This window comes from Corynebacterium sp. HMSC058E07, assembly GCF_001809885.1.
Lineage (GTDB): Bacteria > Actinomycetota > Actinomycetes > Mycobacteriales > Mycobacteriaceae > Corynebacterium > Corynebacterium macclintockiae.
Genome location: NZ_KV799281.1, coordinates 45,889 through 54,894 on the forward strand (window position 1 = coordinate 45,889; position 9,006 = coordinate 54,894).

13 protein-coding genes and 1 pseudogene are annotated in these 9,006 nt (G+C 62.4%); 9 read left to right on the forward strand and 5 right to left on the reverse strand.

What is annotated here, in order from left to right; all coding sequences use genetic code 11:
• The first annotated feature begins 119 nt into the window (after positions 1 to 119).
• Together HMPREF2678_RS08290 and HMPREF2678_RS08295 are read left to right on the forward strand one after the other, a co-directional pair.
• On the forward strand, positions 120 to 479 hold the full coding sequence (locus HMPREF2678_RS08290; RefSeq protein WP_012359887.1) for a Cd(II)/Pb(II)-sensing metalloregulatory transcriptional regulator CmtR: 360 nt from the start codon (positions 120 to 122) through the stop codon (positions 477 to 479).
• On the forward strand, positions 476 to 2,368 hold the full coding sequence (locus HMPREF2678_RS08295; RefSeq protein ID WP_070551958.1) for a heavy metal translocating P-type ATPase: 1,893 nt from the start codon (positions 476 to 478) through the stop codon (positions 2,366 to 2,368). The genes HMPREF2678_RS08290 and HMPREF2678_RS08295 overlap by 4 nt, the downstream gene beginning before the upstream one ends.
• Before the next feature lie 78 nt (positions 2,369 to 2,446).
• On the opposite strand, the gene HMPREF2678_RS10090 is transcribed toward HMPREF2678_RS08295, so the two are convergent.
• Positions 2,447 to 2,683 (reverse strand): oxidoreductase, encoded by a 237-nt coding sequence (locus HMPREF2678_RS10090; protein WP_246817921.1) that lies wholly within the window; start codon positions 2,681 to 2,683, stop codon positions 2,447 to 2,449.
• Positions 2,684 to 2,899: 216 nt separating this feature from the next.
• Here HMPREF2678_RS10090 and HMPREF2678_RS10095 point away from each other — a divergent pair, with 216 nt between their 5' ends.
• The 4 genes from HMPREF2678_RS10095 to arfB are packed head-to-tail and all read left to right on the forward strand — an operon-like array spanning position 2,900 to position 4,310.
• On the forward strand, positions 2,900 to 3,145 hold the full coding sequence (locus tag HMPREF2678_RS10095) for a CopG family ribbon-helix-helix protein (protein WP_080716819.1): 246 nt from the start codon (positions 2,900 to 2,902) through the stop codon (positions 3,143 to 3,145).
• Between the two features lie 45 nt (positions 3,146 to 3,190).
• Positions 3,191 to 3,541: a VOC family protein gene (locus HMPREF2678_RS08300; RefSeq protein ID WP_035012356.1), complete on the forward strand. Its 351-nt coding sequence runs from the start codon at positions 3,191 to 3,193 to the stop codon at positions 3,539 to 3,541.
• Between the two features lie 45 nt (positions 3,542 to 3,586).
• Positions 3,587 to 3,847 carry a hypothetical protein gene (locus HMPREF2678_RS08305; RefSeq protein WP_237745411.1) on the forward strand — a complete coding sequence of 87 codons (261 nt, stop codon included), beginning with the start codon at positions 3,587 to 3,589 and terminating at the stop codon, positions 3,845 to 3,847.
• Between the two features lie 19 nt (positions 3,848 to 3,866).
• The gene (arfB, locus tag HMPREF2678_RS08310; RefSeq protein ID WP_035012355.1) at positions 3,867 to 4,310 is read left to right on the forward strand and encodes an alternative ribosome rescue aminoacyl-tRNA hydrolase ArfB; all 444 of its coding nucleotides are present in this window, start codon (positions 3,867 to 3,869) and stop codon (positions 4,308 to 4,310) included.
• Between the two features lie 7 nt (positions 4,311 to 4,317).
• Here arfB and HMPREF2678_RS08315 read toward each other — a convergent pair whose 3' ends face one another.
• The 3 genes from HMPREF2678_RS08315 to HMPREF2678_RS08325 form a co-directional block, all read right to left on the reverse strand.
• Entirely contained in the window at positions 4,318 to 4,623 is a 306-nt protein-coding gene (locus tag HMPREF2678_RS08315) for a HigA family addiction module antitoxin (RefSeq protein ID WP_035012354.1), read from the reverse strand.
• Positions 4,624 to 4,631: 8 nt separating this feature from the next.
• A complete protein-coding gene (locus HMPREF2678_RS08320) occupies positions 4,632 to 4,910 on the reverse strand; it encodes a type II toxin-antitoxin system RelE/ParE family toxin (protein WP_035012352.1) in 279 nt (92 codons plus the stop codon).
• A 301-nt stretch (positions 4,911 to 5,211) separates the two neighbouring features.
• Entirely contained in the window at positions 5,212 to 6,186 is a 975-nt protein-coding gene (locus HMPREF2678_RS08325; protein WP_070551960.1) for an NAD-dependent epimerase/dehydratase family protein, read from the reverse strand.
• A 205-nt stretch (positions 6,187 to 6,391) separates the two neighbouring features.
• Between HMPREF2678_RS08325 and HMPREF2678_RS10650 the strand changes: the two are divergent.
• Positions 6,392 to 6,637: pseudogene (locus tag HMPREF2678_RS10650) on the forward strand (alkane 1-monooxygenase); the annotation flags it as partial.
• A 46-nt stretch (positions 6,638 to 6,683) separates the two neighbouring features.
• Here the strand turns inward: HMPREF2678_RS10650 and HMPREF2678_RS08335 are convergent.
• Positions 6,684 to 7,073: a heavy metal-responsive transcriptional regulator gene (locus HMPREF2678_RS08335; RefSeq protein ID WP_005293249.1), complete on the reverse strand. Its 390-nt coding sequence runs from the start codon at positions 7,071 to 7,073 to the stop codon at positions 6,684 to 6,686.
• Positions 7,074 to 7,171: 98 nt separating this feature from the next.
• Between HMPREF2678_RS08335 and merA the strand changes: the two genes are divergently transcribed.
• Positions 7,172 to 8,593 carry a mercury(II) reductase gene (gene merA, locus HMPREF2678_RS08340; protein WP_070551962.1) on the forward strand — a complete coding sequence of 474 codons (1,422 nt, stop codon included), beginning with the start codon at positions 7,172 to 7,174 and terminating at the stop codon, positions 8,591 to 8,593.
• Positions 8,590 to 8,940 (forward strand): hypothetical protein, encoded by a 351-nt coding sequence (locus HMPREF2678_RS08345; RefSeq protein ID WP_005293255.1) that lies wholly within the window; start codon positions 8,590 to 8,592, stop codon positions 8,938 to 8,940. The genes merA and HMPREF2678_RS08345 overlap by 4 nt, the downstream gene beginning before the upstream one ends.
• The last annotated feature ends 66 nt before the right edge of the window (positions 8,941 to 9,006 follow it).

Sequence of the window (9,006 nt, forward strand, 5' to 3'; positions counted from 1 at the left end):
CCACAAAGGATCAGTCATCTGCTATCCCATCGACTAATTCTTGCAGGTCGCAGGACCTTTGCGTAACTGTCAGTTCAGCGCATTTTGAATAGTTCAGCACACGATGTATTATTCAGCACATGCTGACCATTGCTTCACGCCTCGACGTCATGAACCGGCTCGGCCGGGCCATGGCGGATCCGACGCGCTCCAGAATCCTAATCACCCTACTCGACGGCCCGAGCTACCCGGCCGTGCTTTCGCGCGACCTGGACCTGACCCGCTCGAACGTCTCGAACCACCTGACCTGCTTGCGTGACTGCGGCATCGTCGTCGCCGAGCCGGAGGGCCGCAAGACACGCTACGAAATCGCCGATCCGCACCTCGCGACAGCGCTCAACGCGCTAGTGAACGCGACGTTGGCTGTCGACGAAAACGCCCCGTGCATCGACCCTGAGTGCTCGGTGCCCGGCTGCGACGGAAAAGGAGCGGACGCATGAGTTCAGCATGTGGATGCGAACACGAACCAGCCACGGAGATCGAAGATCTCGATCGGCCATGGTGGAAGGACCCCGAGTTGCTACTGCCGATCTTCTCCGGCGTAGCCCTCTGCATAGGATTGGCACTGGGCTGGTCCGGGCTAGAGACACCCGCGACAGTACTGTTCTGGGTCGGCCTGCTGCTAGGGGCGTATACGTTCGCGCCCGGCGCTATCCGGAACCTTGCCACGAAGCGCAAGCTCGGCATTGGTTTGCTGATGACGATCAGCGCGGTCGGCGCGGTGATCCTCGGTTACGTCGGGGAGGCCGCGGCGTTAGCGTTCCTGTACTCGATCGCCGAGGCACTGGAAAACAAGGCGATGGACCGGGCCCAGGGCGGACTGCGGGCACTCTTGAAGCTGGTACCGCAAACCGCGACGGTGCTGCGCGACGGCACGGCGGTCGAGGTCGCCGCGAAGGACCTCGTGGCTGGCGAGCTGATGCTCGTGCGCCCCGGAGAGCGGATCGCCACGGATGGCATCATTCGGTCTGGGCGCTCCAGCCTTGACACCTCAGCGATCACCGGAGAATCCATTCCGGAGGAGGTTGCGCCCGGCGACGAGGTGCCCGCGGGAGCAATCAACTCCGCCGGCGTGCTGGAGGTCGAGACGACCGCAGCTGGAACGGACAACTCGCTGACCACACTCGTGGACCTGGTCGAGCAGGCGCAGGCGGAAAAGGGCGACCGCGCCCGGATCGCCGACCGAATTGCCCAACCCCTAGTGCCCGGGGTGATGATCCTGGCGGTGCTGGTCGGCGTGATCGGCTCGCTGCTGGGCGACCCCGAGACGTGGATCACCCGCGCGTTGGTGGTCCTGGTCGCAGCATCCCCGTGTGCGCTGGCAATCTCCGTGCCGCTGACGGTCGTGGCCGCCATCGGCGCGGCCAGCCAGTTCGGCGTGGTCATCAAGTCCGGCGCGGCGTTCGAGCGACTCGGTGGCATCCGTCACCTGGCGGTGGACAAGACCGGAACCCTTACCCGCAACCAGCCCGAGGTTACCGACGTGGTCCCGGCAGACGGATTCGATCCGGCGCAGGTGCTTGCCTTCGCGGCGGCAGTTGAGCAGCAATCGACGCACCCCCTCGCTGCGGCGATCGCGGCAGCGGTGCCCGAAGCGCCCGCCGCCCAGGACATCAGCGAGGAAGCCGGACATGGCATCGGCGGCACTATCGAAGGTCGACGGGTGCTGGTGGGCAGCCCCCGGTGGATCGACGCCGGGCCACTAAAGGCAGACGTTGAGCGCATGGAGTCCGAGGGCCAGACCTGCGTCCTTGTCACCGTCGATGACGCCCTCTCTGGGGCGATCGGGGTCCGCGACGAGCTGCGGCCCGAGGTGCCCGAAGCCGTGCAGACCCTGCACGCCAACGACGTGGAAGTGAGCATGCTCACCGGCGACAACACTCGTACCGCCCGGGCGCTGGCTGAAATCGCCGGAATCGACGACGTGCGCGCCGAGCTTCGCCCGGAGGACAAGGCAAGCATCGTCGCCGAACTCTCCTCCAAGACGCCGACGGCGATGATTGGCGACGGCATCAACGACGCTCCTGCGCTGGCGGGCGCGACGGTGGGCATAGCGATGGGAGCGACCGGCTCTGACGCCGCAATCGAGTCCGCTGACGTAGCCTTCACCGGCCACGACCTCCGACTGATCCCGCAGGCGCTGCAGCACGCTCGCCGAGGCAGCAGGATCATCAACCAAAACATCGTGCTGTCTCTGGCCATCATCATCGTGTTGATGCCACTGGCGATCAGTGGTGTGCTGGGCCTGGCCGCCGTCGTGTTGGTACACGAAGTCGCCGAAGTCATCGTGATCTTGAACGGACTGCGGGCTGCACGAGCGAAGCGCTGAGACACACTTTCGCCCAGCGCGCTGGCTCTCCAGCGCGGATCTTGGAAGGATCGAGCTGCTTAGGGACCAAGCGTCGCCTCAAAACTTTTGCTGCCGAGCTTCATCGACACGGTCCGCGACTACCTGGGCAGTGTGTTTGGCAAAGAGCCCCACATCCATCAGGGTTGCCGATCCGTCGCCTGTCCAGTTGCCATAACCGACTAGATGCAGATTCTTCACTGCGGTTTCGCGGCCACGCATGAGGTGGCGGAATGGACTGAGGGCCGGACGGAAACCAGTGCACCAGATCAGATGGTCGTGGTCGAGCTCGCTCAAGCTATCGAAGATGGGGGTAGCGGTGAGCTGGCCGGAGTCGCGGAGCTCACGTAAATGAGGAAGCGCGACAATGTCCCCGAGGTTCGGGCCGGAATCGCCACCGAGAATCCGGCGGTGGCTGCCCGCGTTAAACGTTGAACTTGAACTCCACGGATTGTCGAAAGACTATAACCTCCCCCGAGCCGCCAAGCCCTTTTCCGTATTACGATTATGTTCATGAAAACTATCAACGGAAAGCCAGTCAGCGAAGAGCAAATCGATGCGTGGGTAACCGAAGCCGAGAAAGGCTACGACGTAGAAATACTTCGTCGACGAGGAAGGAAACCTCGCAACGAAGATACTGCGAAGGTTATCTCCATTCGGCTCTCTCCTCGCGAAATCTTGGACCTCGACAAATACGCAGCCGCCCACGGATGGTCACGGTCCCAGGCAATCCGCGAAGCGCTAAAGAATGCTATTTAGAAATGCACGTAGCAAGCGTCAGATCCCATCCTCATAATAGAGACCATGAATGATGCCAATCTCACGATCGGGCAGATCACCTTCGACTGCCACGATCCCTCAAAGCTCGCCAAGTTTTGGTCCGCCGCAACCGGTTGCGAAATCGCCGCGGATTACGGCGATTTTGTGATGGTTGATTCCACCCCGGCGCTGGGATTTCAGCGCGTCAAGGATCCGACACCTGGGAAAAACCGCATGCACATCGACGTTGGCGGGGCGGAGCGCGAAACTTTAATAGAACGCCTCAAAGACCTAGGCGCTACCGAACTCACCACCCACGAGGCGCCGGGATTGGTGTGGACTGTCATGCAGGACCCGGAAGGCAACGAGTTCTGCGTGGGTAACCCCGGGGACTAGCTACACTACGCGGAGCGTCTCTAGGTCCAAGGCTGGCGTCAATCTGTGATGTCGCTAGCGGGAGACACAGTCAATGTCGCGAACTGCGCCCGTCAGGCTGCGGTGGATCAGGCGCAGAAAGCCACCGAGAAAATTCGCGACATGAACGACGACCGGCTACTTGCGAAGGCCGCTGAAATCGAAGCCCGACGGGAGAAGGAAGAGCGAAAAGCACTCGACTCAACCGACGACGAGAATAATTCTGAGGCTGAACCCCGTCCGTCGCGACGCGGTCTCCGCTTCCGCCGAGACAAGAACGACTCGTAGGACACCTAGACTGGGCTGTATGAACGACCTGACCATCGCGCCCGGCCCGGGGATCCCCGACGGTGCAGTCATCGCCGCTGCCGACCTAACGGAGCGGTTCGCGAAGTCGTCGGGTCCGGGCGGCCAGGGCGTCAACACGACCGACAGCAAGGTCCAGCTTTCCATCGATATCACTGAAAGCGCATCGCTTACCGACGCCCAACGCCGCCGCATCTTGCGCAACCTCGAGCACCGCTTGGACGGCTCCGTCCTCACCGTGTCTGCGTCGACCCAGCGGTCGCAGGTGCGCAACCGAGCTGAGGCACGCGAACGCATGGCCGCCCTGTTGCGCGAGGCCCTAGCTCCGCCCCCTCCCCCGCGGCGCAAAACGAAGCCGACGAGGGGCTCGGTACGGCGCCGTCTCGAAGCGAAGAAACGGCGCTCGGAGCTGAAGTCGACGAGGCGACGGCCCCAGATTCCCTAATTCGGGCCTATGCCGAGGCAGCTTGGATCGGCTGAATCCGCTCGATCTCAGCGAGGGCCTTATCCTCCGCCACCTCAATCTCATACTGGTTCTGCAGATTCATCCAGAAGATCGGCTCGACGCCAAAGTATTTTCCGAGCCTGAGCGCGGTGTCAGCTGTAATTCCGCGTTTCCCGTGCACGATCTCGTTGATTCGACGAGGGGGCACCCCGATCGATACGGCAAGCTTGTGCTGAGTGATTTCAAATCCCTCAATGAAATCCTCGAGAAGAATCTCTCCAGGATGAATCGGTGGGTAAAGCTTCTCCGACATGGCGTTCCTTAGTGGTAGTCCTCGATGATCACTTGCTCGGGCCCCGCGCTCGTCCAGCGAAAAGTGATTCTCCACTGGTCATTGACCCGGATGCTGAAAGTCCCTTTCCTGTCGCCCTTGAGCGCCTCTAGACGGTTCCCAGGCGGCACACCGAGGGAGTCAAGAGAGACTGCCGCATCAAGCTGGTGGAGTTTCTTGTTCGCCGACTTGTGGATCCGAGGATCCAATTTCGGAACCGGCTCACGCAGAAACACCAGTTCTGTTTGTCGATTCCCGAACGACTGAATCGTGCTTCACCCTATCCCCCATAACGCGAAGCGTCAATAACGCTACACGTTAGATTTGAACTCCACCACGTTTCAGTACAGGGTAACCGCTGAATCGATAGGTGGCGCTTCCGCCGCAGTCGCCCGGCAGCTGCGGGGGCAGGAGCGTAAACGGTCTTCAAGCTCTACCCGTGACTGCCAGCTCGTGGGCCCCATTTGAGACTCGCGTGTAATGGACGTTCCTGAAGAAACCTCACAGTCAGTCGCGGAACAAGAACAACTCAGCACGGTCCCGACTGCAACTAAAACTGTTCCTCCGAAGCTAAATACCATCTTCTAACCGCTGGCGAAGCACGACTTCCTCTTCATCGCTGAGTCCAGCGAGTCTTTCACCCTGCCGTTCTTCTTCGAATCGCAGCGCATCCGCCAATGTTTCTTTCAACGGGCGAATCCGCAGGCCAGCTTCGTAGGCTGCGGCGCAATCGAGTAGCGCGATGTTGCGAAACTGTTCACCTGGTACCCACAACGGCAACGATTTTGGACCCATCCACGGGGTTACATCATTAGCGAGAAGCAGTTCATCAGAGCAAGGTCGCTCAGTAGCCTCCGATGCGGTTAACTCACGCGAAATCTTGAACACATCAGACAAGGAAGTAGCAAACCCCGTAGCGTTAAAGGTTCCGAAAGTCCCAACTTCTGCAGACTCAACTATCCAGCCTGCAAGGTCTTTCACATCAATCATAGCGACGGGAAACGCCGGGTCTGGGACGATCACGTTCTCACCCGTGGGATGCGCGACACGCCACGGATAGTAACCACTGCGCCCTGTTTCGTCGCCGTAGCCGGCAATCAGACCGGGTCGAACTACCATTACCGACCGATTTGTGCTGCGATAAATCGTTTCGCAAGCAGACTTTGCGGCTGGGTACTGCCCCATGTTCTCCATGTAGTCATTTTCAAGCGGTGCGACTACGGAATCAGACTCGGAAGAAATACTTCCCTGGTCCTCATATACGCTGCTCGAAGACACGAATATACGATGCTTGGCCTGGAGTTTCGCCGCCGCATCCCGCGCATGCTTCGGCTGACTCGTCAGATCCACAATGGTGTCCCAAGTTTTCCCCGCAACCTCATCGTACGCACCGTCACGGTCACGGTCTGAACTCACAAACTCAGCTCCGTTGGGAACCTTCCCGTTACCCCGTGCAAGGCAAGTAACTTGATGTCCTCGCTCGACTGCTGCAAACGCAATGTGTCCTCCAAGGAAACCGGTACCACCGAGCAATAAAAAGTTCATGTACCTAGTTGTACACGAAACCTTCTCACACGTGACCAGTCTTAATCCCAGCGCATCAAAGCTAGATTCAGATGTCAGAGCAGGGTTACCCCACCATCTGCCAGAGCTTCTTATGCGGCTAACCTGCACATTGAACTTAAATTCAACGGTATGTCGTTGCAAAGTTACCCCCTCTCGTTAACACCATCAAAAGGAGTGTTATTCAATGAAAGCGATCGGCTTCTTAAGCTTCGGGCATTACGCCTTCGGCAGCTAGTGCGGGCCATCTGCGGAAAAGATCGCCAAGACTCGTCTGGAGATCACCCAGGCTGCGGACGAAATCGGCGTGAACAACGCGTCCTTCCGAGTCCACCACTTCGCGCTGCAGGCCTCCGCCCCGATGCCGCTGCTGTGTGCTATCGCGGCCACCACCAAGATCATCGAGGTGGGCACCGGCGGCATCGACATGCGCTAGCGCATATCGGGGTTGTAGCGTTTGAGTCATTGACTCCCGCCGTCTACAAGTACCTACACACTTGATCGGTGCTGCACGTTTCAGGATCCGGGTGCGCGGCGTCCTGGCTAAGGTCCGCGATAGTGTCGCGCAGCACGGAGAGCTGCGCGATCTGCTGCTCGATCTCAGCGAGGCGCACGTCAAGCAGGTCGCGCACGTGCCCGCAGGGCGCATGGCCGCCGTCGCGGATGTCGAGGATCTGGCGGATCTGGGCGAGGGTGAGGCCCGCGGCCTGGCCGCGGTGGATGAAGTCGATCCGGGCGACCGTCTCGGGCGCGTAGTCGCGGTATCCGGACGGCGTGCGCTCGGTCGGGGGTAGAAGGCCCTGTTCCTCGTAGAAGCGAAGGGTCTTCGCGGTAGTGCCCGCCCTCTCGGCGAGTTCTCCGATCCACATTGCTGTCTCCCTCCGTGGCCGCGCTTGACCTTCCCCTGCACTGGAAGGTCCAGTATGGCTGAGACAGAGCAGAAAGCCAAGAGTTGACAGGAGTAGCGATGCCTACGAAGTACGATCTCGCCATCATCGGATCGGGAGGCGGCGCGTTCGCCGCTGCGATCCGCGCCAGCACGCTCGGGAAGTCGGTGGTGATGATCGAGCGCGGGACGCTCGGCGGCACCTGCGTGAACACGGGCTGCGTCCCGTCGAAGGCGCTCATTGCCGCGGCCGGCGCGCGGCACGTCGCGGTCGACGCCGCAACCCGGTTCCCCGGGATCGCGACGACGGCGGATCCCGTCGACATGCCCGCGCTGATCGCTGGGAAGCAAGCGTTGGTGGAGTCGCTGCGCGGCGAGAAGTACGCCGACGTCGCCGACTCCTACGGCTGGCAGGTCCTCCGCGGCGACGCCTCGTTCGTGGGCACCCCTGATGCGCCGGTTCTCGATGTTGCCGGATCCGACGGAAGCGTCGAGACCATCGAGGCCCACCACTACCTGGTCGCGACTGGTTCTCGCCCGTGGGCACCGCCGATCGACGGCCTGGAGGAGACCGGATACCTGACCTCGACCACGGCGATGGAGCTGACGGAGGTCCCCGAGTCGCTGCTGGTGCTCGGCGGCGGCTACGTCGCCCTGGAGCAGGCGCAGCTGTTCGCCCGCCTCGGCTCGCAGGTCACGCTGCTCGTGCGGTCCCGGCTCGCGTCGAAGGAGGAGCCGGAGGTGTCGAAGGCGCTCCAGGAGGTGTTCGCCGACGAGGGCATCCGCGTCGTCAGCCGCGCAGTGCCCACCCGGGTCTCCCGCGGCACGGGAGGCGAGGCCGTCGTGACCGCCGCCTTGTCCGGCGGCTCGCAGGAGTTACGCGCCGACCAGGTCCTGGTCGCCCTCGGACGCCGTCCCGTCACCGATGGCCTGAACCTCGATGCGGTCGGGGTGAATACCGGAGACTCCGGTGAGGTGGTCGTCTCCGACCGGCTGCAGTCCTCGAACCCGCGGGTCTGGGCCGCGGGCGACGTGACCGGGCACCCCGAGTTCGTCTACGTCGCCGCCCACCACGGCACCCTCGTCGCCGAGAACGCGTTCGCCGACGCCGACCGGTCCGTCGACTACGCCCACCTGCCGCGGGTGACGTTCACCGGGCCCGCGATCGGCGCGGTCGGGATGACCGAGAAGGACGTCCTCGCCGCGGGGATCCGCTGCGACTGCCGCGTCCTGCCCCTGCACCACGTGCCCCGCGCCTTGGTGAACCGCGACACCCGCGGGTTCATCAAGATCGTCGTGAACGCCGAGACGAAAGAGATCCTCGGCCTGACCGCCGTCGCCAAGGACGCCGGGGAGCTCGCCGCCGCAGGCGTCCACGTGCTCGGCAGGACCGTCGCCGAGGTCGCCAACGCCTGGGCCCCCTACCTGACCATGGCCGAGGGCATCCGGATCGCCGCGAAGGCCTTCACCACCGACCCGTCGCTGCTGTCGTGCTGCGCATGAACGGCAACGCAGGCAATCGGGGAGATCTCATCCTGAAGCAGACGATGAGCGCCGATCAGGACCGCGACGAATGGCGCGCCGGTCCCGTCGTCGCTGCAGTGACCGGGCTGCTCTTGCTGGCATGCTGCGCGCTTCCGTCGCTGCTCTGCTGCGGCCTGCCGTTCATCGCGGCGGGCGGAGCACTCGCAGGCGTCGGTGGGCTCCTCGGTAATCCCTGGATCATCGGTGCCGGGACCGCCGTCGTGATGGCCGTCATGGCGGGGATGCTCGTCAGGCTACGGCGGCGGCACCGGCGCCGCAGGTCCGGCTGCTGCGAAAATCCTTCGACCGCTGATCGGAACCGGTAGTTCGAGCGGATCCAGCGATCACTGCCACCTGCGGAGGCCGCTGAAATCGAAGCCCGACGGGAGAAG